22 protein-coding genes and 1 pseudogene are annotated in these 22,915 nt (G+C 72.6%); 11 read left to right on the top strand and 12 right to left on the bottom strand.

Going from position 1 to position 22,915, the window contains the following annotated elements; translation table 11 throughout:
* Positions 1-278: 278 nt before the first annotated feature.
* A complete protein-coding gene (locus tag OP18_RS42285) occupies positions 279-1,922 on the bottom strand; it encodes a DNA repair helicase XPB (RefSeq protein WP_033364920.1) in 1,644 nt (547 codons plus the stop codon).
* Positions 1,923-2,352: 430 nt separating this feature from the next.
* On the opposite strand from OP18_RS42285, the gene OP18_RS58140 reads away from it, so the two are divergent.
* Together OP18_RS58140 and OP18_RS42280 are read left to right on the top strand one after the other, a co-directional pair.
* Positions 2,353-2,547 (top strand): hypothetical protein, encoded by a 195-nt coding sequence (locus OP18_RS58140; protein WP_156090166.1) that lies wholly within the window; start codon positions 2,353-2,355, stop codon positions 2,545-2,547.
* A gap of 43 nt (positions 2,548-2,590) precedes the next feature.
* Complete coding sequence (locus OP18_RS42280) at positions 2,591-2,830, top strand: hypothetical protein (RefSeq protein WP_156090165.1); 240 nt, start codon at positions 2,591-2,593, stop codon at positions 2,828-2,830.
* 30 nt (positions 2,831-2,860) lie between these two features.
* On the opposite strand, the gene OP18_RS42275 is transcribed toward OP18_RS42280, so the two are convergent.
* Both OP18_RS42275 and OP18_RS42270 read right to left on the bottom strand, forming a co-directional pair.
* Entirely contained in the window at positions 2,861-5,230 is a 2,370-nt protein-coding gene (locus OP18_RS42275; RefSeq protein ID WP_033364918.1) for a helicase-associated domain-containing protein, read from the bottom strand.
* A gap of 76 nt (positions 5,231-5,306) precedes the next feature.
* Positions 5,307-6,938 (bottom strand): glycosyl hydrolase family 18 protein, encoded by a 1,632-nt coding sequence (locus OP18_RS42270; protein WP_033364917.1) that lies wholly within the window; start codon positions 6,936-6,938, stop codon positions 5,307-5,309.
* Positions 6,939-7,019: 81 nt separating this feature from the next.
* Here OP18_RS42270 and OP18_RS42265 point away from each other — a divergent pair, with 81 nt between their 5' ends.
* Both OP18_RS42265 and OP18_RS62150 read left to right on the top strand, forming a co-directional pair.
* A complete protein-coding gene (locus OP18_RS42265) occupies positions 7,020-7,712 on the top strand; it encodes an HAD family hydrolase (protein WP_081971579.1) in 693 nt (230 codons plus the stop codon).
* Positions 7,713-7,764: 52 nt separating this feature from the next.
* Positions 7,765-8,163, top strand: a complete 399-nt coding sequence (locus OP18_RS62150; protein WP_033364916.1) for a cold-shock protein — start codon at positions 7,765-7,767, stop codon at positions 8,161-8,163.
* 51 nt (positions 8,164-8,214) lie between these two features.
* On the opposite strand, the gene OP18_RS42255 is transcribed toward OP18_RS62150, so the two are convergent.
* The 4 genes and pseudogenes from OP18_RS42255 to OP18_RS42240 all read right to left on the bottom strand — a co-directional run.
* Positions 8,215-9,033, bottom strand: coding sequence for a 1,4-dihydroxy-6-naphtoate synthase (locus OP18_RS42255; protein WP_033364915.1), 819 nt, complete (start codon positions 9,031-9,033; stop codon positions 8,215-8,217).
* Between the two features lie 369 nt (positions 9,034-9,402).
* On the bottom strand, positions 9,403-9,564 hold the full coding sequence (locus OP18_RS58135; protein ID WP_156090164.1) for a hypothetical protein: 162 nt from the start codon (positions 9,562-9,564) through the stop codon (positions 9,403-9,405).
* A 57-nt stretch (positions 9,565-9,621) separates the two neighbouring features.
* Positions 9,622-10,314, bottom strand: a complete 693-nt coding sequence (locus tag OP18_RS42245) for a futalosine hydrolase (RefSeq protein ID WP_033364913.1) — start codon at positions 10,312-10,314, stop codon at positions 9,622-9,624.
* A 446-nt stretch (positions 10,315-10,760) separates the two neighbouring features.
* Positions 10,761-12,275: pseudogene (locus OP18_RS42240) on the bottom strand (MFS transporter); the annotation flags it as partial.
* Positions 12,276-12,346: 71 nt separating this feature from the next.
* Here OP18_RS42240 and OP18_RS42235 point away from each other — a divergent pair.
* Positions 12,347-13,198: a DUF3027 domain-containing protein gene (locus OP18_RS42235; RefSeq protein ID WP_033364911.1), complete on the top strand. Its 852-nt coding sequence runs from the start codon at positions 12,347-12,349 to the stop codon at positions 13,196-13,198.
* The gene (locus OP18_RS42230) at positions 13,185-13,877 is read left to right on the top strand and encodes a helix-turn-helix domain-containing protein (RefSeq protein ID WP_052388165.1); all 693 of its coding nucleotides are present in this window, start codon (positions 13,185-13,187) and stop codon (positions 13,875-13,877) included. The genes OP18_RS42235 and OP18_RS42230 overlap by 14 nt, the downstream gene beginning before the upstream one ends.
* On the opposite strand, the gene OP18_RS42225 is transcribed toward OP18_RS42230, so the two are convergent.
* On the bottom strand, positions 13,867-14,259 hold the full coding sequence (locus OP18_RS42225) for a VOC family protein (protein WP_033364910.1): 393 nt from the start codon (positions 14,257-14,259) through the stop codon (positions 13,867-13,869). The two genes, OP18_RS42230 and OP18_RS42225, sit on opposite strands and share 11 nt — an antisense overlap.
* Before the next feature lie 10 nt (positions 14,260-14,269).
* Positions 14,270-14,503, bottom strand: coding sequence for a hypothetical protein (locus OP18_RS42220; RefSeq protein ID WP_052388183.1), 234 nt, complete (start codon positions 14,501-14,503; stop codon positions 14,270-14,272).
* Positions 14,504-14,608: 105 nt separating this feature from the next.
* Between OP18_RS42220 and OP18_RS42215 the strand changes: the two genes are divergently transcribed.
* The 5 genes from OP18_RS42215 (at position 14,609) to thpR (ending at position 19,462) form a co-directional block, all read left to right on the top strand.
* On the top strand, positions 14,609-15,052 hold the full coding sequence (locus OP18_RS42215; RefSeq protein WP_211273848.1) for a MarR family winged helix-turn-helix transcriptional regulator: 444 nt from the start codon (positions 14,609-14,611) through the stop codon (positions 15,050-15,052).
* Positions 15,049-16,362, top strand: coding sequence for an MFS transporter (locus OP18_RS42210; RefSeq protein ID WP_052388164.1), 1,314 nt, complete (start codon positions 15,049-15,051; stop codon positions 16,360-16,362). Before OP18_RS42215 ends, OP18_RS42210 begins: the two co-directional genes overlap by 4 nt.
* Positions 16,363-16,396: 34 nt before the next feature.
* The gene (locus OP18_RS42205) at positions 16,397-17,173 is read left to right on the top strand and encodes a maleylpyruvate isomerase family mycothiol-dependent enzyme (RefSeq protein WP_033364907.1); all 777 of its coding nucleotides are present in this window, start codon (positions 16,397-16,399) and stop codon (positions 17,171-17,173) included.
* A 1,150-nt stretch (positions 17,174-18,323) separates the two neighbouring features.
* The gene (locus tag OP18_RS53875; protein ID WP_052388163.1) at positions 18,324-18,911 is read left to right on the top strand and encodes a hypothetical protein; all 588 of its coding nucleotides are present in this window, start codon (positions 18,324-18,326) and stop codon (positions 18,909-18,911) included.
* A complete protein-coding gene (gene thpR, locus OP18_RS42195; RefSeq protein WP_033364906.1) occupies positions 18,908-19,462 on the top strand; it encodes an RNA 2',3'-cyclic phosphodiesterase in 555 nt (184 codons plus the stop codon). Before OP18_RS53875 ends, thpR begins: the two co-directional genes overlap by 4 nt.
* A gap of 9 nt (positions 19,463-19,471) precedes the next feature.
* Here the strand turns inward: thpR and OP18_RS42190 are convergent, their stop codons facing one another.
* The 3 genes from OP18_RS42190 to serC all read right to left on the bottom strand — a co-directional run bounded on the left by OP18_RS42190 (position 19,472) and on the right by serC (position 22,872).
* The gene (locus tag OP18_RS42190; RefSeq protein ID WP_033364905.1) at positions 19,472-20,458 is read right to left on the bottom strand and encodes an aldo/keto reductase; all 987 of its coding nucleotides are present in this window, start codon (positions 20,456-20,458) and stop codon (positions 19,472-19,474) included.
* A gap of 21 nt (positions 20,459-20,479) precedes the next feature.
* Entirely contained in the window at positions 20,480-21,592 is a 1,113-nt protein-coding gene (gene sepH, locus OP18_RS42185; RefSeq protein WP_033364904.1) for a septation protein SepH, read from the bottom strand.
* A 161-nt stretch (positions 21,593-21,753) separates the two neighbouring features.
* On the bottom strand, positions 21,754-22,872 hold the full coding sequence (gene serC, locus OP18_RS42180; RefSeq protein ID WP_033364903.1) for a phosphoserine transaminase: 1,119 nt from the start codon (positions 22,870-22,872) through the stop codon (positions 21,754-21,756).
* Between the last annotated feature and the right edge of the window lie 43 nt (positions 22,873-22,915).

Below are 22,915 nucleotides of genomic sequence, written 5' to 3'. Positions count from 1 at the left end.
GCCCCGACGGTGGGAAGCCCCGACGGTGGGAAGCCCCGACGGTGGGAAGCCCCGACGGTGGGAAGCCCCGACGGTGGGAAGTCCTCGCGGCTTGAAGTCACGACCGTGCCCAGGCTGACAACTTCCAGCGCATCCGGCCGCCAGCGCATCCGGCCGCCAGCGCCCAGTCAGCACCGAGTTCGGGCGCCCTGCCTGCCTCGGTCCTCCGCGCACCTGTCCGGCCTCGGTCTACCGCTCCCTTCCGGCTCCCTCCATCACCGCCTGCGAGCGCTCGGCGGCTACGGGGCCAGGACGTCGTCGGCGTCGGTAATGGTGTACGCGTAGCCCTGCTCGGCCAGGAACCGCTGCCGGTGGGCGGCGTACTCCGTGTCGATCGTGTCGCGGGCCACCACCGTGTAGAAGTGGGCCTGGCGCTTGTCGGACTTCGGGCGCAGGACCCGGCCGAGGCGCTGGGCCTCCTCCTGGCGGGAGCCGAAGCTGCCCGACACCTGGATGGCCACCGCCGCCTCGGGCAGGTCGATCGAGAAGTTGCCGACGCGGGAGATCACCAGGGTCTTGAGCTCGCCGGTGCGGAAGGCGTCGAAGAGGCGCTCGCGCTCCTTGTTGGTGGTCGAACCCTGCACGATCGGCGCGTCCAGGAACTCGCCGAGCTGGTGCAGCTGGTCGATGTAACCGCCGATGACCAGGATCTGCTCGCCCTTGTGTCGCTCGATCAGGGCCTTGACCACGGGCAGCTTGGTGCGGGCGGTCGCGGCGACCTTGTAGCGCTCCTCGGGCTCGGCGACCGCATACGTCATCCGCTCGGCCTCGGTCAGCGTGACGCGGACCTCGACGCACTCGGCGGGCGCGATCCAGCCCTGTGCCTCGATGTCCTTCCACGGCGCGTCGTAGCGCTTCGGGCCGATCAGGGAGAACACGTCGCCCTCCCGGCCGTCCTCGCGGACCAGGGTCGCGGTCAGGCCGAGCCGGCGCCTGGCCTGCAGGTCGGCGGTGAACCGGAAGATCGGGGCGGGCAGCAGGTGGACCTCGTCGTAGACGATGAGACCCCAGTCACGGGCGCCGAACAGGTCCAGGTGCGGGAACACGCCACCACGGCGGGTGGTCAGCACCTGGTACGTCGCGATCGTGACCGGACGGATCTCCTTGCGCTCGCCGGAATACTCGCCGATCTCCTCCTCGGTCAGGCTGGTCCGGGCGATCAGCTCGCGCTTCCACTGCCGCCCGGCGACCGTGTTGGTGACCAGGATCAGCGTGGTCGCCTTGGCCTCGGCCATCGCGGCCGCGCCGACGAGGGTCTTGCCGGCGCCGCAGGGCAGGACGACGACGCCCGAGCCGCCGGCCCAGAACGAGTCGACCGCCTCGCGCTGATATGACCGCAGCACCCAGCCGTCCTCGGCGAGGTCGATCTGGTGCGCCTCACCGTCCACGTAACCGGCGAAGTCCTCGGCGGGCCAGCCCAGCTTGAGCAGCGCCTGCTTGAGCCGGCCGCGCTCGGACGCGTGCACGATCACGGTGTCGGCGTCGATGTTGGCGCCGAGCATGCCGGCGAGCTTCTTGCTCTTGGCGACCTCGATCAGCACCGCACGGTCCAGCCCGCGCAGGACCAGCCCGTGCACGGGGTCGTTGAGCAGCTGCAGCCGCCCGTAGCGGTCCATCGTCTCGGCGATGTCGACGAGCAGCGCGTGCGGCACCGGATAGCGGGAGAACCGCAGCAGTGCGTCGACGACCCCCTCGGCGTCGTGCCCGGCGGCGCGCGCGTTCCACAGGCCGAGCGGCGTCAGGCGGTAGGTGTGCACGTGCTCCGGCGAGCGCTCCAGCTCGGCGAACGGCGCGATCGCCATCCGGCACGCGAGCGCGTCGGGATGGTCGACCTCAAGCAGCAGGGTCTTGTCGGACTGGACGATCAATGGACCTTCGGGCACGCAGCCAGTGTCGCACGCACCTATGACACTTCCCGGAATGTGGGAGAGTTCGGAGTTCGTGCAACCTTTCGGGGGTCGGATGACGTCTGTCGTAGTGACTGCCGTGCAACTTCGTGCGGCACGGCGGTGGTGGAAGCCGGGCGCTCGCGTTCGGACCGGGAGATGGCGGTGTGGTCGCGGGGGCCGGCTACCGCTCGACCGGTCGGCGCAACGGGGGTGGGCGCGTCGTCCGGTCCACCTCCGTAGAGGCCGTTCCACCTCCGTAGAGGCCGGTCCACCTCCGTAGAGGCCGTTCCACCTCCCGGAGGCCGTTCCACCTCCGTAGAGGCCGGTCCACCTCCGTAGAGGCCGTTCCACCTCCCGGAGGCCGGTCCACCTCCGGGGAGCCGGTGCCTCCGCGGGAGCCGGTGCCCTCCGTACACTGGTCGGCGTGGGTCGGCGGTTCGGCGACAGGGCGGCCTTGACGTTCGGCGGGTTCGCCGCGGTGGCGGTGGCCGTCGGTTGGTTCCTGCTGTCCTCGCAGGTGGCGCACACCGACGTGCAGACCGCCGTGAGCGAGTCCCTCGGCGCGATCCTCGTGCTCATGCTGGTCGTCTCGGTGATCGGCTCCATCCGCCGAGGTTGATGAAGACCGTGACAGCGAGCGATGAGTCGGTACGCTGTGGAAGGTGACCGACCTGGAGGGCGCTCCGGCATCGGCTGTGGACGATGACGCCACGGTCGGCTTCTCGCCGCTGGCGATGGTCGGGGTCGGCACGGTCGGGATCCTGGGCCTGGCCTGGTTCCTGGTGTCGTGGCTGGTGCTCGGCAGCCCGCTGACCGACGCGATCGGCGAGACGGTCGGCAGCCTGGCCGCGATCCTGCTCATCGTCTCGATCATCGGCGCCGCCAGGTCCAGCACCCGCTGAGCGAAGCCGCAACCCGGACCGGGCCGCGCCCTATCCCGGCGTCTCCTCCGGGGCGGCCGCCGTGATGCGGTGCAGCGCGAACGTGTGCAGCATCTCCGTCCGCTCGTCCTCGGCGCGCAGGTAGCCGCCCCCCATCGACACCGGCCTGACCAGCCGCGACGCCGTCGCGCCGTGCGAGTCGACATAGCCGACCCAGACCCGGGTCTTGTCGCGTAGCGCCTGCTGGAGCACCTCGAGCGCTTCGGTGTGCGAGGAGGTGGACGTACCGTTGGCGCGAACCGTCACTGGAGCACGACGGGCGACCCGGGCGGCCGCGTCGCCCCTGCGGATCTGCTCGATGACGCCGGCGAGGCGTGGGGTGGACAACCGGGCGGCCGCGGCCGGGTCCTCGATGCCGCGGTGCGCCCAGCTCGGGCGGGGTGGGCCGCGCCGGGCCTTCGGCCGGGTCAGGACGGCGGCGCCGGTGGCGTCCTCCTGCACCGGCGGATATCCGGCCTCGCGCAGCGCCTCCAGCAGCCGCGCCGGCGTGTGGCGGCTGGCGAGCACCGTCGGCGCCAGGCGGCGCAGCGTCAGGCCCTGCAGGCGGCGGTCGGCGAGGACCTCGGCGATCAGGGACTCGTCGTCGCTGCGGACATAGGAGTTGGCCGAGCCGACGCGCATGCCGCCGTGCCGGCGGGCCATGTCGTCGATCAGGTAGGTCAAAGTCTGCGGCACCGGGGTCCGTGACCGGCGGGCCAGCAGGGCGTGCAGGTCGGCGGCGGTGTAGCCGGCGTCGAGGCTGCGGCGGACCGACTCGGCGGTGATGCGGTGGGCGCTCGCCGACTCCTGCACGGTGAGCAGCTCCAGCTCGCCGGCGAGGGTCGGCTCGGGCGGGCCGGGCACGATGACGGACAGGTCGGCCTGCAGCAGGACGTGGTCGACCGGGGCCGGCAGCAGCGTGTCGAGCAGGGCCGCCGAGCCGGTGAGCGCGGCGCCGTCCGGTGCGTTGAGGCCGAGCGGGTCGTCGGTGTCGACGCTGCCGGAGACGACCTCGTCCAGCAGCAGCCGCCCGAAGCCGGTGAGGCCGTCGAACCCGGTCATGCCGATGATCGCGGCCTCGGCGAGGTTGGCCTCGACGACCGCGGCGGCGCTGCGGGAGACCCTGCGCGGGGTGCGCCACGACAGCAGCTCGACGACGTCGGACGGGGCGATGGTCGCGCCGGGCGGCAGCTCGGCCAGCACCTGCAGCGCGGCGCGGCGCTGCGCCGGCGCGCCGGGGCGGGACAGCTCGGGCGCGAGGGCGTTGATCGGGCGGTCGCGGTCGTCGCGCTGGCCGATGAGCGACGGCGCGCGGGTCATCGTGAGCCAGGTCACGGCGAGGCGGTGCCAGCGGGCGGCGATCCCCAGGGCCCGCCACACGTCATAGGCGACGGTCGGCAGGAAGACGCTCTCCACCCGCTTGTTGTCGATGATCTCCTCACCGAGCAGGCCCGCGGCGGCGGCGAGCTCGACCAGCAGCGCGGTGGCCGGCTCGTCGACGCCGACGAGCTTGGCGAAGCGGCGCAGGTCCCGCACGCCCATGCCGCCGGAGCGCAGCACCGACGGCGGCTCGGCGTTGATCGCCTCGACCAGCGTCTCCAGGTTGCGCACCAGCTCCAGCACCTGACCGGCGCCGGCCCGGTCGAGCTGGGCGGCGTCCCGGGTCGGGGTCGGCACCTGCGGCGGGTCGGGGTGCAGCTGGCCGAGCGGGCCGGCGTCGCGGCGCAGCACCAGGGACACCTCGACGGGCAGCTCGACCGCGTCGCGGCTGACGGCGACCAGCAGGTGCTGCTCGACCAGCCAGCGGACCGGTGAGTCGGGGTCGGAACGCAGGCTGGCCGGAGTGACGGTGCCGACCGGCGGCCCGGCGGCGAGCCGGTCGAGCACGGCACGGGCGGCCGGTGGTGCGGCCAGCACCGTGCGGCGCAGCTTCGCGGCGTCGGCGACCAGGGCCCCGGCGAGCGGGTCGAGCTCCGCGGCGGGCCGGCCGAGCCCGGCGGGATACGGCGAGCAGACCTCGTCGACGGCGCCCACGACGCGCAACGCGCTCTCGTGCCCGTAGGCGATCCCGAGCTGTACCAGCAGGTCGATGGCGCCCCGCACCCTGGCCGCCTCGACCCCGGACGCGGCGGTGAGCGCCAGCACCGACTCGGTGGAGGTCGTGTGGCCGATCCGCGTGTAGCGCAGCGCGTCGAGGATCTCGAGGGTGAACGTGTCGAGCCCGTCCAGCGCGCGCGCCACCGCCACACGGGACTGCGCCCGGTGCGCCAGCGCCGAGAAGTCCGACGGGGGTGGGATGACCAGGTCCGGGCGCAGCCGGATGAGCGCCATCAGCCCGTCGTCGGGCAGGGCGCGGAAATGGTCTGCGAGCGAGGTCGTCATCTCACCTCATACGCTAACCGGCCCGTATGACAAAAGAGGGCGGGGCCGACGGCCCCGCCCTCTTTCGAAGGGGTTGTTACTTGAGCCCGTTGCTCACCGAGGTGATCAGTTCACCGTTGGTGGTGTCACCGGAGAGCTCCCAGAAGAACGCGCCGCCGAGGCTCTGCGTCTTCGCGTAGCTCATCTTGCCGGTGATCGTCGCCGGGGTGTCGTAGCTCCACCAGTTGCTGCCGCACTTGGCGTACGCGGTGCCGCCGACGGTGCCGGTGGCCGGGCAGGAGTTCTTCAGGACCTTGTAGTCCTCGATGCCCGCCTCGTACGTGCCGGGCGCCGCACCGGTCGCGGTGCCGCCGGGGGCGGACTGGGTGACGCCGGTCCAGCCGCGGCCGTAGAAGCCGACGCCGAGCAGCAGCTTGCTGGACGGCACGCCCTTGGCCTTGAGCTTGCTGATCGCGGCCTCGGCGCAGAAGCCGGCCTGCGGGATGCCCGAGTAGCAGCTCAGCGGCGAGTGCGGGGCGGTCGGGCCCTGCGCGTTGAAGGCGCCGAAGTAGTCGTACGTCATCGGCATCAGCCAGTCGAGGTTGCCCGCGGCACCGGCGTAGTCCGTCGCGTCGATCTTGCCGCCGTTGCTGCCGTCGGCCGTGATGGCCGCGGTGATCAGCTTGCTGGTGCCGAACTTGGCGCGCAGCGCGGAGATCACGTTCTTGAACGCGTTCGGGCCGCTCGCGTCACACTGCAGGCCACAGGCGTTCGGGTACTCCCAGTCGATGTCGATGCCGTCGAAGACGCCGGCCCACCGCGGGTCGTTGATCAGGTTGTAGCAGGAGTTCGCGAAGGCGGTCGGGTTCGCGGCGGCCTGGGTGAAGCCGGCCGACCAGGTCCAACCACCGAAGGACCAGATCACCTTCAGGTGCGGGTACTTCGCCTTGAGCTTCTTGAGCTGGTTGAAGCTGCCGCGCAGCGGCTGGTCCCAGGTGTCCGCGACGCCGTCGACCGAGTCGGCCGCCGTGTACGCCTTGTCGTAGTCGGCGTAGCTGTCACCGATGGAGCACTGGCCACCGGTCGTGTTGCCGAACGCGTACAGGATGTGCGTCAGCTTCGCCGCCGAGCCGCTCGTGTCGATGTTCTTCACGTGGTAGTTGCGGCCGTAGACGCCCCACTCCGCGAAGTAGCCGACGACCTTCTTGCCGCTCGGGGGGTTCGAGGTGGGCGGGTTGGAGGTCGGGGGGTTCGAGGTCGGCGGGTTCGAGGTGGGCGGGTTGGAGGTCGGCGGGTTCGAGGTCGGCGGGTTGGTGGTGGGGGTGCCGCCGCTACAGGTCACGCCGTTGATCTTGCAGTTGATCGGAGGCTTGGCGCCGCTGCCGTTCATGCCCCAGCTGAAGCTGGCGCCCGCGGCGAGCGTCGACGCCCAGGACTTGTTCTTGGCCACGTAGTGCTGACCGGTACGCACGACGTCGGCGTCCCAGAAGCTGGTGATCTGACCGCCCGCGGGCAGGTCGAACTCGAGAGTCCACCCGTTGATGGCGCTTGAGGTGCCGTTGGTGATCTTGTACGTGGCGCCCCAGCCGCTGCCCCAGTCCTGGTCGACCGTGAACGTTGCGCTGAGGTTGCCGGCGGCGTTGGCGGTAGTGGTGACGATTGGGACGACGGCCCCGGCCACTGCCAGCGCGGCGGCGACGATGAGGCCGTTGCGGACGGATCGTTTCATCGCGTCTCCTGGATGATCCTTTAGGAAACTTTCCTAAAAGTGTTGGTGACGCTAGTGGCCAGAGTCTCACCTCGTCAATACATGACCGGCGAGTATTTCGATGGCACACCTATCGTGACCTGGGCATCCTTAAAGGTGTCTCAACAACCGGTTGTCATTGGCTTTGACCTTGACATGACGCTCCTCGACACCCGGCCCGGCATCGCAGCGACGTACCGCGCGCTCACTGCGCGTACTGGCGTGCACGTCGATGCCGAGCTCGCCGTCTCGCGCCTCGGGCCGCCACTTCGCACGGAGATGTCGGAATGGTTCCCGCCCGAAGCGGTCGACGAGGCCGTGCGGGTGTATCGCCTCCTGTACCCCGAGCACGCGATCGCCCCCGCCGTCGCCCTTCCCGGCGCGCTGGCGGCCCTGGCGGCGGTGCGCGCGGCCGGCGGCCGGATCGTGGTGATCACGTCGAAGCTCGGCCGGCTCGCCTCGCTCCATCTCGCACATCTGGACATTCCAGTCGATGAGGTACACGGCGACGTCTTCGCGGAGGAGAAGGCTTCGGTCCTGCGATCCGTCGGCGCGACCGCGTACGTCGGCGACCACGTGGCGGACATGCGGGCCGGCGTGCTGGCCGGGGTGCCCGTCCTCGGCGTCACCACCGGACCGTGCTCCGCCGATGACCTCCGGGCCGCCGGGGCGTCGGCGGTGGGCGCCGATCTGCACGCGTTCCCGCCCTTTCTCAAGGGCGTGATCTCGGTTGGCCGTCCGGGAAGCGATGACTAGCCTTGAGGTGTTGTGGGTGGGACGGGTCAAAGACACTGGGGAGCAGGACAGCGTGCCGACGGGTCGAGTGAAGTGGTACGACCAGGAGAAGGGTTTCGGGTTCCTCACCAGCGACGATGGTGGCGACGTCTTCGTGCACAAGGCGGCGCTGCCGGCCGGCGCGGGTGAGTTGAAGACCGGCCAGCGGGTCGAGTTCGGGGTGGTCGAGAGCCGCAAGGGCAGCCAGGCGATGCACGTCAAGCTCCTCGACGCGCCGCCCTCGGTGACCGAGGCCCGCGCGGTCGCCAGCCGTCGCCAGCCCGACGAGCTGCACGGGCTGATCGAGGACATGATCAGGGTCCTCGAGGCCAAGATCCAGCCAGACCTGCAGCGGGGCCGCTTCCCTGACCGCAAGACCGCCAAGACCGTCGCGGAGGCGGTCCACCTGGTGGCCCGCGAGCTGGAGGTCTAGGCCGCCGGTCCCGGGTGTTTCGGAGTCGTGCGAAGCGCGGCTTCGTGGTTGTCAGGCGCCGACGAGGGGTGTGGCTGGGACCAGCCCCTCGGCGGCCGCCCTGGTCAGCAGGGCATCGACCGCCGCGTGTCCGTCCGGGCCGAGCGACGAGGTGAACTCGTTGACGTACAGCGCGATGTGCTGGTCGACGACCGGCTGCTCCATCTCCTGGGCGTGCGCCAGCACGTAGTCGCGGCTGCGGGCCGGGTCGGCCCACGCCTGCCGCACCGACTCCTTGATCCACGCGGTCGCCTGCTCCGGGTCGACCCGGTCGCGGTGCGCGATGATCGCACCGAGCGGGATCGGCAGCCCCGTGTCACCCTCCCACCACTCGCCGAGGTCGGCGAGTGCGTGCAGCCCGTGCCGCTGGTACGTGAACCGCGCCTCGTGGATGACGAGCCCCGCGTCGAACCGCCCGGCCGCCACCGCCGGCATGATCTCGGCGAACGGCACGATCTCCACCCGCTTCGGCGGCGCCCCGGCCGACCAGAGGCGCATCAGCAGGTACGCCGTGGTCCGGTCACCCGGCACCGCCACCGTCCTACCCTCCAGGCTGGTGATCGTCTGGTCCTTGACGAGCACCAGCGGCCCGCACCCCCGGCCGAGCGCCCCGCCGCACGGCAGCAGCGTGTACTTGTCCAGCAGCCACGGCAGCGCCGCGTAACTGACCTTGACCAGGTCGAACTCGCCACGCTCGGCCGCCGTGTTGGTCACGTCGACGTCGGCGTACGTCACGTCGAACGCCGGCGCCCCCGGCACCAGCCCGTGCGCGAGCGCATGGAACACGAAGGTGTCGTTGGGGCACGGCGAGAAGGCCAGCGAGAGCGTCACGGGTTCGAATCTAACCCCGGCCGCCGGCCGTGCAGGCCGAGTCGCGGAACGCCCGCTGTGACCCTTGCAACGCGTTCGACCGCCGTTGATCGTTCGACCGCCGTTGATGCGGTCGTGGCGGCCCGCGCGGGTGAGGGCGTGGATGCGCGGGCATGGCGGGCCGGCAGGGTGACGACATGGGTCGCGTCGGCGCGGCGGGCCGGCCGCGTGAGGACGCAGGTGGCGTGGGCGCGGCACCCCGGCAGGGCCACGACGCAGGTGGTGCGGGCGCGCGGATGAGGCGGCCTGGATGGCGCGGCACCGACAGTGTCCTCGTCCGGCGGCGGCCACGCGCTTGGAGCGGCAAGGGTTGAACACGGCGCGCACGGTCTACGGCGGACGCCCGTCCCCCTCCCAGGTGGACACGCCCTCCCAGGTGGACACGCCCTCCCAGGTGGACACGCCCTCCCAGGTGGACACGCCCTCCCAGGTGGACACGCCCTTCCACCTGGACACGCCTTTCCGCTTGGACACGCCGTCCCAGGTGGACACCCGCCCGGGGTGAAGCCGACCCACGTCGGTCGCCCGACCCAGGCGGGTGTCACGGCATCAGCGGCCGGCCAGCGTGGCGAAGGCCTCGCGCAGCGTCTCGAGGGCCTGCGGGATGCGCCAGGCGGCCCGGTCGCGGGGGCCGACGGCGTTGGAGACGGTGCGGATCTCGCCGAACGCGGTCCCGGGCCACAGCCGCGTGGCCGTGGCGACGCCGAAGCCCTCCATCGCCTCGGCGACGGCGTCGGGGTGACGCTTCTGGACGGCCTCCTTGGTCTCGGCGGTGCCCGTGACCGTGGAGACGGTGAGGACGGGACCGCCGACGGCCTCCGGAAGCGCCTGGCGCAGGGTGCGCAGCAACGCGGGGTCGGCGTCGTGGCGGGCGGTGCCGAAGCCGAGGTCGTCGACGCTCTCGAACCCGTCGGCGCCGGCGGCGCCGAGGTCGGCGGCGATGCTCTCGGTGGCGACGACGAGGCCGCCGATCTCGACCCGGCCGGCGAAGCCGCCCGCGATGCCCGCGGACAGCACCACCCCGAACGGGCGGCCGTCGTGGACCGCGGTCGTGGTGAACTGCGCGGTCACCGCGGCCGCGGCGGCCGGGCCGACCCCCGCGGCGACCACGACGACGGGCGCCCCGGCCTCCAGGTCGTCGGGGTGCGGGTCGGTGATGCCGAGCCCGGCGAGCACCGTGGCCCGCTCGGTCTCGACCGCGGTCACGATCAGCGCGCGCTCATATCCCAGGAACGGTCTCATCGCTCGTCATCCTCCAGGCGTCGGGTCGAGTCCATGCCCGAAGGGCGGTACAACGTGTAGCCGGGCGGTGCGAGGGGCGTCGTCTCGTCCACGTCGACGGCCGGCATCTGCCGGGTCGCGTCGACCGGCTGCCCACCTCCGGCGCCGGCCGGCCCACTCGACCCGTTCGGCGCGGTGGACCCGGTCGGCACGGTGGCGGGACGGCGGCGCCGCCACCCGAACCGGCGCCGCGAGCCGTCACCCCCCGAACCCTGGTCGGCCGCCGGCGACTCGTCGCCGCTGCGGGACTGGGACGGCATCCGCCGGGTCGCCCCGGCCCCGCCCTGGGCGGCTCCCGCGGCGGCCCCGGCGGTGGCGGCTCCGGCGGTCGGCCTCGGCCCGGCGGCACCCGCCGGCCGCGGCACGGTCGTCGCGTCGTCGCCGCCGCGTCCCCGAGCCCCACCCGCCGGACCGCTCCCGGAGGCCCTACCCGCCGAGCCGCCGCTGAAGCCGCCGCTCGCCGAGCCGCCGCCCGCGCGCCGTGGGTCGAAGCCGCCGCCCGCCGGGCCACCCGGCGCGCCGGCGGCGGAGGTCGCCGCGACTGGGTCGGTCGGCTGCTCGCTGTCGTCGAGGGGGGCGCCGCGCAGCCGCTCCTTGCGCAGGGTGACCGCCGACCAGACCGCCCGCGCCGCGCCGAGCGCCATGAAGACGGCGGCGACGATCAGCCCCCAGTCGGGCCCGAACGGGATCAGGCCGGCGGCGCCGCCGACCACCCAGGCGACCATGAGCAGCGTCTCGGAGTGGGCGAACGCGCTGGCCCTGACCTGCTCGTCGGCCCGCTCCTGGATCGACGCGTCGACGGCGAGCTTCGCCAGGCCGCTGGCGACCGCGGTGACCAGGCAGAGCAGGGCGACGGTGCCCAGGGAGCCGCGGTCGGCGGCGATGAGGGCGACGAGCGTGACCAGGACGATGCCGACCGCCTGCAGCAGCGCCGGGCGGTGGATGCGCAGGCGGGTCCCGATCGCGGTGGCCAGGAACGAGCCGACGCCGAGCGCGGCGGCCACGACCACGACCGCCACCTGCTCCGACAGCTGCCACGGGCCGAGCCCGACCGGCAGCGCCTTCTCCTTGATCGCGAACGCCAGGAACAGGGTCAGGAAGCCATACAACGCCCGCAGCGTCGCGCTGCCGATGAGGGCGCCGACGACGAGCCGGCCGGACAGGACCTTCGCGCCGCGGTGGCTCGGCCGCTGCAGCACCCGGGGGACCTGCTCGGGTGGGTCCGAGTCGGCGCGCGGCGGCAGTCGCAGCGAGGTGACCATGCCGTAGAAGAACACGACGACCGACAGTCGCAGCGGCCACTGCGGTCCGAAGTGGGCCGCGGCCAGGCCGATCGGCAGCACGATGGCGCCGGCGAAGGTGCCGAAGACGGAGGCGCGCGCCCCGGCCTCGGACAGGCCGAGCCCCTTGGGCAGCACACGGGGCACGGCGGCGCTGCGGGCCACGCCATAGGCGCGGGAGAGCACGAGCATGCCGAACGCGGCCGGATACAGCGCCCACCCGGTCAGGTGCTCGGAGATGAGGACCGCCAGGAACGCCCGGCCGAGCATCGTCGTGGCGAGCGCGTAGCGACGGCCGTGCCGGAACCGGTCGAGGACCGGCCCCACGATCGGGGCCAGCAGCGCGAACGGCAGCATCGTCACGATCAGGTACAGCGCGACCCGGTCACGGGCCTCGCCCGCCGGCACCGAGAAGAAGATCGTGCCGGCCAGGCCGAGCGCGACCAGGGTGTCGCCGGCGCAGGACGCCGCGTGCAGGTCGAGCAGGCGCAGCATGCCGGTCTCGCCGCCGGCGCCGCGCTCGCGGACCCGCAGCAGGTTGCGCCCCACGAACCGGCCGGCGCGGGCACCGCCGACGGTGGCGACCCGCGCTGCTCGCACGGTGGTCACCACGGTCTGCGCGACGCCTCGTATCACCGACATGCACCCATCCTGAACCATGGGTGCGACAGTTTCCGGCCACGCCCGGCCCGCCGTGCTCATCGGGCGTGGCGATGAGGAACAATGGAGGGGTGACAGCCTCGACTGCCCCGACCCGCTCCAGCGGCCGCGCGGGGAAGCCTGACCAGGTCTGCGCGGACGCCGTGGAGATCGCCCGCCGCGGTCTCGATGTCGTCGACCCCGATCACGTCGGTGAGCATCTCGGCGTGGTCGCCGAAGGTGAGCGGCTCGTCACCCACTTCTTCGCCTGCGGCCTGCCCGGCTACCGGGGGTGGCGCTGGGCGGTGAGCGTCACCCGGATCCCCCGCAGCAAGCAGGTGACGATCTGCGAGTCGACGCTGCTGCCTGGCCCCGACGCGCTGCGCGCACCCGAGTGGGTGCCGTGGCAGGAGCGCCTGCAGCCCGGTGACCTGGGCGTGGGCGATCTGCTGCCGACGCCGCCGGACGATCCGAGGCTGGCGCCGGGTTACGTACAGTCGGACGATCCGGCGGTCGAGGAGACCAACTGGGAGCTCGGCCTCGGCCGGGTGCGGGTGCTGTCGCGCGAAGGCCGTCTCGACGCCGCCCAGCGCTGGTATGACGGCGACCGGGGCCCCAACGCGCCGATCTCCGTCGCGGCGCCGTCGTCCGCCCGGTGCGGCTCGTGCGGGTTCTACCTGCAGCTGGCCGGGTCGTTGCGGCAGTCGTTCGGGGTGTGCGGCAACGAGTACGCGCCCGACGACGCGCAGGTCGTCTCGGTCGACCACGGCTGCGGCGCGCACTCCGAGGTGCTGGTCGAGCAGGTCCAGGCGGTCGACGAGCTGCCGACGGTGTTCGACGACAGCGAGGTCGAGTCGGTGTCGGTGAGCCGGGCGCACGGGTCGGTCGACGAGACCGAGCCCGCCGAGCCCTATGGTCACGGCTGAGTCCGGCTACCGGGAGCGGCCGTCGCGGATTCCGGGCGCGACGGTGTGGCGGCGCCGCGCCGCCGTCAGCGAGCAGGTCAGGGTCCTGCCCGACGGCTGCATGGACGTGATCCACTACGGCGGGCGGCTGCTGGTCGCCGGTCCCGACACGACCGCCCAGCTGGGCATGAGTCCGGTCGGTCGCACGTACACGGCGATCCGCTTCGGACCGGGCACGGCGCCGGGCGTCCTCGGAGTCCCCGCCGACGAGCTGCGCGACCAGCGGGTGCCGCTGTCGGCGCTGTGGCCGTCGGCGCGGGTGAGGCGGCTCACCGAGCAGCTCGACGAGGCCGCGGAACCCGCCGCACTCCTGGAGACGGTATTCGCCAGGAACGACAAACCGGACGAGTCGTGGGTCCGTGCGGTGGTCGAGCGGGTCAGGGCCGGTCTGCCGGTCGCGCGGATCGCCGCCGACGTCGGTCTCAGCGAGCGGCAGCTGCACCGCCGTGGCCTGGTTCTTTTCGGGTACGGGCTGAAGACGCTCTCCCGCATTCTGCGCGTCAACGCGGCCCTCGAGCTGGCCCGCGGCGGGATGCCGTTCGGCGCGGTGGCGGCCAGCACCGGCTACGCCGACCAGGCCCACCTCTCCCGCGAGGTGCGGGCGCTGGCCGGCGCGCCGCTGCGCGAGGTCATCGGATAGTGCAGTAGAGATCGACCCCGTTGCCGTCGGGGTCGTGCAGCACGGCGTACCGCATGCCCCAGAAGGCGTCCCAGGGCGCCAGGTGGCCGTGGTGCCCCGCGGAGATCATCACGTCATAGACCTTGTCGACCTCGGCGGGCGTGTCGCACTCGAAGCCGACGGCCGAGCGCCCGCCGCCGGCCGGCGGCGTCCATCGGGGGTCGAACGAGCGGATCGTGTCCTCGGTGTCCCAGCAGATCCGCATGCCGCCCGGCAGCGTGCACTCCGCGTGCGGCTCAGCGTCCTGTTCGGCCGGGATGTCCAGCCCGAGCAGCCGGTAGAAGGCCAGTGACCTGGGCATGTCCGCCACCACGAGGCCGATGTAGTTCAGTGTGGGTGCCATACCCCGAAGGCTAGGCGCCGCCGGCCGGCCCGGTCTTGAAGGTTTCGGACGCCGCCCGCCGCCGCCGGCGGTTGCGGTCGTGCACGACCATCGTCAGCCCGCCCGGGATGCCCCACAGCACGCCCGCGACGGCGATGCCGAACCAGTTGCCGTGGCCCGCCTCGGCCAGCTCGTCGCGGAACGGCAGCATCACGAGCACCGCGATGATCCACAGACCGATCCCGGCGAGGGCGAACGGCACCATCGGCGGGTCGAGCGGCTTCGGCTGGCTGTTCACGCCGCACACGGTACTCCCGTGATCACGGACACAGGTCGTTAGCCAAGCTTATTAGATAGGCTAACGATTGTGATGATGGTCCGTGCCTCGAAGATCACCGGAGCGCAGCTCGCGGCGGCGCTGCGTGACAGCATCACCCGGCTCAACCGCCGCCTGCGGCAGGCCCGGCCGATCGGTGACCTGACGATCACCCAGCTGTCCGCATTGACCAGCCTCGAACTCAACGGCGCGCTCACCCCGCGCGAGCTGGCCGACGCGGAGCGGGTGCAGCCGCCCACCCTGACCAAGATCGTGGCGAAGCTGGAGGAGCGCGGCCTGGTCCAGCGCACCCCGCACCCGACCGACGGCAGGCAGGTCATCCTCGCCGCGACCGAGTCCGGCCGGGCCGTGATCGTCGAGCACCGCCGCGCCCGCGACGAGTGGCTGGCCAGGCAGCTCGCCGCGCTGACCCCGGAGGAGCGCGAGACGCTCGGAAAGGCGGCCGAGATCCTCGGCCGGATAGGCCGCAACGCATGACCGTCTTCGGTTCGCTGAAGGTCCGCAACTACCGGCTTTTCACCACGGGACAGCTCGTCAAGCTGCTCGGCACCTGGATGATGGTCGTCGCGCAGGACTGGCTCGTCCTGCAGCTGTCCGACAACTCGCCCACCGCGCTGGGCATCGTGACCGCACTGCAGTTCACGCCGGTGCTGCTGCTGACATTGTACGGCGGGCAGCTCGCCGACCGGTTCGACAAGCGCCGCCTCCTGCTGATCGCCAACACCGGATCCGCCCTGGTCGCGGGCCTGCTCGGCGGCCTGGTGGTGGCCGGCGTCGTGACCCTGTGGTGGGTGTTCGTCACGGCGGCGCTGTTCGGCGTGATCAGCGCGATCGAGACGCCGGTGCGGCAGGCGTTCGTCTCCGAGCTCGTCGGCCCGGAGCTGCTGCCCAACGCGCTGTCGCTGTCCTCCGCCACGTTCAACACCGCACGGATCGTCGGTCCGGCGATCGCCGGGCTGGTCATCGCGCTGCTGCACGACCGCACCGGCCCGATCTTCCTCATCACCGCGGGCCTGTGCCTGGCGCCGCTGGTCGGGCTGTCGCGGATGCGCACCGCCGAGCTGTTCCGCGTCGAGCGGCCGCCGGTCGCGGCCAGCGATGCCCGTACCGTCGACGGACTCCGCTACGTGCAGCGCCGGCCGGACCTCAGCCTGGCCATCCTGCTGGTCCTCGTCGTCGGGCTCTTCGGCTTCAACTTCCAGCTCACCCTGGCCGTGCTGGCGAAGGTCGAGTTCAACGCCGAGGCGAGCTACTTCGGCCTGCTCACCACCGCGCTCGCCGTCGGTGCCCTGGCCGGCGCCCTCGCCAGCTCCCGCCGCCGGTCGCGCCCGTCGGCCTACGCGGTGCTCGCGGCCGCCGTGCTGTTCGGCGGGTTCGAGACGCTGGTCGGGTTCGCGCCCACGTTCGCCACGGCGGTGGCGCTGCTCCTGCCCACCGGCTTCTTCATGATCTACTTCGCGCAGGCCGCCAACCAGCGCGTCCAGCTCGGCACCGACCCGGAGTTCCGCGGGCGGGTGATGGCCCTGTACGTCCTGGTCTTCCTCGGCAGCACGCCGCTGGGCTCGCTGATCATCGGCTGGTGCGCCGAGCGGTTCGGACCGCGCTCCGGCATCTGGGTCGGCGGGCTCGTCTCGGTCGTGGCCACCCTGATCATGGCCGCGATGCAGCTGCACAAGGTGGGCGGAAAGGTGCGCGTGCACCTGCGGCCCAGCCCTCACCTGCACGTGTTCGAGCCGGCCCGCAAGGACGCCCCCGCGTTCGAGCTCCGGGTGCCCGCCGTTCGCTGATTTTTTGTCGTACCCATGTGGTTAGGTCGCGGGCATGGAGCGATCGCGATTGCTGGAATGTCTTGCGGCCGATTATGCGAGGCTTCGGGAGGTCGGCGCGTCGGACCTGACCGCCGCGGTGCCGAGCTGTCCCGGCTGGACCGTGGCCGACCTGGTCAGGCACGTGGCCGAGGTCTACCTGCACAAGGTCGAGTGCATGCGGCTCAACGCCTTCCCGGACCCCTGGCCACCGGCGGAGCTGGCGGCGGAGGGCCCGATCGAGCTGCTCAACCGTGGCTATGCCGAGCTGACCGGCGAGTTCGCCGCCCGTGACGCCGCCGCCCCGTCGCGCACCTGGCACGAGCCCGACCAGACCGTCGGCTTCTGGATCCGGCGGATGGCGCAGGAGACCGTGATCCACCGCATCGACGCCGAGCTGGCCCTCGGGGTGCCGGTCGCCCCGATCCCCGAGGACCTGGCGATCGACGGGATCGACGAGGTGCTGAAGCTCTTCGTGGGTTACGGGTCGCGCGCCTGGCTGGAGGACTTCACCCCGGTCCTGGCGGGCGCGAAGGGCCGCACGGTGATCGTCGGCGTCGACGGCGGGCCTGGCTGGCTGCTGCGCGCCGAGACGACCGGCGTCGAGGTCAGCGACGCCAACCCGGCGACCGCCGCCTCCACCCCCGTGGACGCCACGGTCAGCGGCAGCGCCACGGGGGTGCTGCGGTGGCTGTGGACCCGCGAGTCGCCGGGCGTCTCGGACGCCGTGGTCGAGGGCGACGAGGCCACGCTGACCGAGCTGCGCAATCTGCTGGTCGCCTCGACGCAGTAACCCTGGGGCTGGTTCGGCGGGGGCTCGGGCAGCCGGGTTCGGTCGGGCTGGTCGAGGGTCGGGCTGCGTGGCGGTCGGCGGTGGCGGTCGGATGGATCGGGCGGTCGCGGGGGTGGTGCGAACGGTGGATCTTGCGGCGGCCTTCACCAGCGTCTTCTCTCGAGCGAGGCTGCCGGCGCGGGCGGCGCGGTCTGGCGCGGTCCGGCGCGTCAGGGGCGGTTCACGTTCCGGGTGCGTTTCGAGCGGGCTGGACCTCTGCGGGCGGGACGGGCCTGCAGGGTGCTCACAGTGCGGCCGTTTGCCACGGCGAGCGTCCGGGGGTGCCGTCGTGGCGCGGCTGGGCGGCGTTGAGCTGGTCGTGCGGGCGGTTGGGCCGGTCCGGGTGTTGGGCCGGTCAGAGCAGGTCCGGGCGGTCGGTCGATGGCGGCGGCGCGCGGGGTGCTGTGACTGACGGTCGGTGGGGCGGGTGCTGGATCGGCTGGCCGACGGGGGCGGCTGATCCAGCGGCGATACGTTCGACCGTCCGAAGTACGCTGCGGCCGGCAGCTTGCCGGGGCGACAGTGCCGTCACCTGCGACAGCAGCGGGCGGACCGGTGGCAACGAGGGGTGCCACCGGCTCGACCGCATCAGCGTGTCGTCGGGGGCCTAGCTGTCCGTCACGCGGTCCGACTGTCCGTCACGCGGTCCGCGTTCGGCTGCGAGTGGCGGTCGGCGGTGTCCGCTGTGGCGGTGATCGTGTTGTTCCGGTATGCCGTCCGCGCCGGCGTCGACCGTGCTTCGCCTGCCGCCCGCTCCACCGTCGGCATGTTTCGCCGTGCCGCCCGCTCCACCGTCAGCCTTGATTTCGCTCTTGCCGTCTGCGCCACCGTCGGCGTGCTCCGCCGTTGCCGTCTGCGCCACCGTCGGCGTGCTCCGCCGTTGCCGTCTGCGCCACCGTCGGCGTGCTCCGCCGTTGCCGTCTCCGTCGCTGTCGGCGTGGCCGCGATCGTCCTTGCCCGCTCCGCCGTCGGCGTGCTCCGCGAGCCGTCCTGGCGTCCGGGTCTGGTCCGCTGCCGGGGTCCTCCGCGGCGGGTGAGGTTGGTTGCGAGTCGGTGCCGAAGTTGGGTGGATCGGTGGCGGTCGCTGTCCGTGCGGGCTTAGCCTCAGGATGTGGGCGTGCTGCACGGCCTGCTGGTCGTCGGCGCCATAGGGCTGATCGCCGTGGCGCCGTGTCTTGTCTGCCTGCTGCTCATCTCCGCTGACGAGGGGATCGAGTGGGTGGGGCGGGCGATCAGGCGCGTCGGCAGGAAGATCGTCCGGCGCAGGCAGGCCATGGTCGCCGGGAGCGTCACGGGCGCCGAGGCGGCCAAGAGCGCGAGCGCCGGCACCGCCGAAGGCGGCTGGCGCGACGGGCCGCTGCGGCGGTGGTGGCACATGAGCTGGGTCGGGCGGGCGCTGTACACCGTGGCCGCCGCGCCGCCACCAGTGCCGAGCGGGCCGCCGATCGAGCAGCTGGCCGGGGACCTGCGGCGGCTCAACCGGCTGCGGATGGGAGTCGCGACCAGGTCGCCGGTCTGGTTCAACGCGGTGCAGCGGGCGTATGACGAAGCGTTGCGGGTCGCGTGCGGGCAGCTCGGGATCGACCAGTACCTTGACGAGGTGAGCGGGGTCGACCTGGAGGTCGAGCGGCTGCGGGTCGAGGGGGCGCTGCAGCGGGCGGGGCTGGCGTTGCGGGACACGAAGACCGGGCTGCGGTGAGGTTGTTCATCGCGGCGTACCTGCCGGCGGCGGCCGAGCGGGACTTCGCGCGGCTGGTCGGCACCCTCGCGGTGGCCAGGCCGATGCCGGAGGGGCGGTCGCTGCGGCTGGCGCCGGCGGAGCAGTGGCACATGACGCTCGCGTTCCTCGGTGAGGTCGACGACGCCCGCCAGGACGACGCGGTCGAGGTCATGGACGCGGTGCCGGTGGACCGGCCGGTGGTGCGGATCGCCGGGGGCGGGACGTTCGGGCGGGGGAAGTTCACCACGCTGGTCGCGAAGGTCGACGGGGACGTGGCCCCGCTCGGGGACACGGTGCGCAGGCTGCTCAAGCGGCGCCGGCTGCCGTTCGACCGGCGGCCGTTGCAGCCGCACGTCACGATCGCCCGGCCGGGTGACCGGCTGCCCGCCGTGGACGTGGCCGCCGACCTGGAGGTGCTCCGCGGGTACCGGGGACCGGAGTGGGCCGTCGACGACATCCGGCTGATGAAGAGCGAGCTCGGGCCGCGGCCCACCTACGAGGTGCTGGCCACGGCCCGAACCGGGCAGTGAACGGTGCGGCTACCAGGCCCACGCCTCGGGGCCGGGGCCGCCGTTGCCGACCGGCGGGAACAGCTCGTCGAGGCGCTGCAGCGTCGCCTCGTCCAGCCGCACCTCCAGCGCGCCGAGCGTCGAGTCGAGCTGCTCGATCGTGCGCGGGCCGATGATGGGGGCCGTCACCCCGTCCTGGGCCAGCAGCCAGCCCAGCGCCAGGTTGGACGGGTCGACCTCCATGGAGGCGGCGAGCTTCTCGTACGCCTCGATCGAGGCCCGGTGCTTCTCCAGGCCCTCGGCGGCGCGGCCCTCGCTGGAGCGGCCGCCCGTGCCCGCGGCGGCCTTCGCGATGGCGCCGCTGAGCAGGCCGCCGTTCAGGGGTGACCAGGGGATGACGCCCAGCCCGTACTGGCGGGCGGCGGGCAGCACCTCCAGCTCGACGGTGCGGGCCATCAGGTTGTAGATGCACTGCTCGGCGACGAGGCCGAGGAAGTGCCGCCGGCTCGCGGACTCCTGGGCCTGCGCGATGTGCCAGCCGGCGAAGTTCGACGAGCCGACGTAGAGCACCTTGCCCTGCGCGACGAGGACCTCCATCGCCTGCCAGATCTCCTCCCACGGTGTGCTGCGGGAGATGTGGTGCATCTGGTACAGGTCGATGTGGTCGGTCTGGAGCCGCTTCAGCGAGGCGTCGGCCTCGGCGATGATGTGGCGCGCGGAGAGGCCCTGGCCGTTGGGCCACTCCTGCATCTTGCCGTAGACCTTGGTGGCGAGGACGACCTTCTCGCGCCGGCCGCCGCCCTGGGCGATCCAGCGGCCGATGATCTGCTCGGTCACGCCCTCGCCCAGCTTCCAGCCGTAGACGTTGGCGGTGTCGAAGAAGTTGATGCCGTGGTCCAGAGCCCGGTCCATGATCGCGAAGCTGTCGGGCTCGCTGGTCTGCGGGCCGAAGTTCATGGTGCCGAGGCACAGGCGGCTGACCGACAGGCCGGTCCGGCCCAGGTTGGTGTACTCCATGTACCCCAACCTATCCCGGTTTCAGCTGGTTTCGCGGGCCGCCGACGGGGCTCCGCCGAAGAGCACGTCGTCCCAGCTCGGCAGGCGCTTGCGGGGCTTGTTGTCGGCCGCGGCCGGCTGGTCGGAGGCGCCACCGGCGGCCGACGGCGTGTTGCGCCGCGGGCGGAGCACCGCCAGCGACGGCACCGCCGGGATCTCCTTGCTCTGGTCGCTGTCGTCGTCGAACGGCGAGCGGCCGATCAGCGCGGCGGCGCCGCGGGCCCGGTTCTCACCCTGCACGACCGGGGCGGGTGCCGGTGCCGGCTCGTCACCGGGGGCGGCGCCCAGCGGGCGGTCGAGCGAGGCGAGCAGCGCGTCCCGGCCGGCCCGGATCGGGTCGTTGGTCAGCCCGCCCAGGCCGCGGCCGCCGGGGCGGCGCTCCGGCTGGACGTTCGACGGGCGGATCAGGTCGTGGCCGCCGCTGCCGTGCCGCAGCGGGTCGGGGCGTGCGCCGAGGTCGCCGCGGCTGGTCTCGCCGCGGCTGGGCAGCGTGCGGTCCGGCGTCGGCGGCTCCTGGCCCAGCACGTGCGGGGCCCGCTCGGTGCACAGGTACTGCGCCATGTCGTCGTGCGGGGCGACCTGCTGGCGGGCCTTGTCGAGCTCCCACACGGCCTGCGCGGTGGCCTTGCCACTCGGCCAGGTGGCGGTGATCCGCCAGGTGCCGTCCTCGCGCCGGTACGCGTCCCAGGAGATCTTCTCCGTGTCGATGCCGTGCTGGCCGAGGCGCGCGTCGACGACCTCCGCCAGGGACGAGCCCTTCTCGGAGGTCTTCAGCCGGGTGCGGCGGGCGTGCTGGGCGAGCATGGCCCGCTCCTGCAGGACCGGGCCGGCGTAGCGCAGGACGCGGTCGACGGGGACGCCGGCGACCCGGGCGACCTCCTCGGCGGACTCGCCGGAGCGGATGCGGGCCTGGATGTCACGCGGCGCGAGCTGCGACGCGGCGGTCTCCATCGTCGCGGCCGGGTGGCTCTGGTCGGGACGCAGGGCGCTGTGCACCCGCTCGTCGATCGGGAGCGCGAGCAGTCGGCCGACCTCATCGGCGAGGACGAACGCTTGGCCGTCCTCGGAGAGGGCGACGAATCGCACAGGCCGCATAGCGTGCCTCCGTCCCACCCGCATCGGCGCCGACTTTCCCGGCACCACTCGGTCACAGTACGCGTAACCCTAGCTGGAACGAAGCGTGCCGCGCCGACAGAAAGGCAAACAGCGGTGCCCGCCACCTGAGCAAACAGGTGACGGGCGACCGGTGGCACGGATCAGAGACGCTCGATGACGTAGTCGATGCAGGCCGTCAACGCCTCGATGTCGGCGGGGTCGACGGTCGGGAACATCGCGATGCGCAGCTGGTTGCGGCCGAGCTTGCGGTACGGGTCGGTGTCCACGATCCCGTTGGCGCGCAGCACCCTGGCCAGGGCGGTGGCGTCCACGGAGTCGGCGAAGTCGATGGTGCCGACGACGTTGGAGCGCACCGTGGTGTCGGTCACGAAGGGTGTCGCGACCGGCGAGCGCTCGGCCCAGCCGTACAGGATGGACGCGGACTCGGCGCTGCGCTTGGTGGCGAAGGACAGCCCGCCGCCGGCGAGCATCCAGTCGACCTGCTCGGCGGTGAGGAAGATCGTCGACAGCGCCGGGGTGTTGTAGGTCTGCTCGAGGCGCGAGTTGTCGATCGCCGTCTGCAGGTCGAAGAAGTCGGGGATGTACCGGCCGGACTCCTTGATCTCCGCGGCGCGGGCGATCGCGGCCGGCGACATGATCGCGATCCACAGGCCGCCGTCGGAGCCGAAGCACTTCTGCGGGGCGAAGTAGTAGACGTCGGTCTGCGACACGTCGACGTCGAGGCCGCCGGCGCCGGAGGTGGCGTCGGTCAGCACCAGCGCGCCCTCGTCGGCGCCGTCGACCCGCCGGACCGGCACCGAGACGCCGGTCGAGGTCTCGTTCTGCGGTGAGCAGTACGTGTCGACGCCGGCCTCGGCGCGCAGGAACGCGGCGGTGCCGGGGTCGGCCTTGACGATCGTGGGCTCGCCGATGAACGGCGCCTTCTTCGCGGCGCTGCCGAACTTCGCGCCGAACTCGCCGAAGCTGGCGAACTGCGCGCGTTCGCGGATCAGGCCGAAGACCGCGATCTCCCAGAACGCGGTGCTGCCGCCGTTGCCCAGGACGACCTCGTAGCCGTCGGGGAGGCTGAACAGCTCGGCGAAGCCGCGCCGCAGCCGGGCGACCTCGTCGCGGACGGTCTTCTGCCGGTGGCTGGTGCCGAGGTAGGAGGTCGCGACACCGGCGAGGGCCTGCACGGCCTCGGGCCGGACCTTGCTCGGGCCTGAGCCGAAGCGGCCGTCGGCGGGCTTCAGCTCATCGGGAATGCGGATGTCGACCATGGGTACTCCGGGATGCGGCGGCGGGCGGGCAGGTGCGGGTACC

Source organism: Dactylosporangium aurantiacum (assembly GCF_000716715.1).
Taxonomy (GTDB): Bacteria; Actinomycetota; Actinomycetes; order Mycobacteriales; family Micromonosporaceae; genus Dactylosporangium; species Dactylosporangium aurantiacum.
This window is presented reverse-complemented; position numbering and strand designations above follow the sequence as displayed.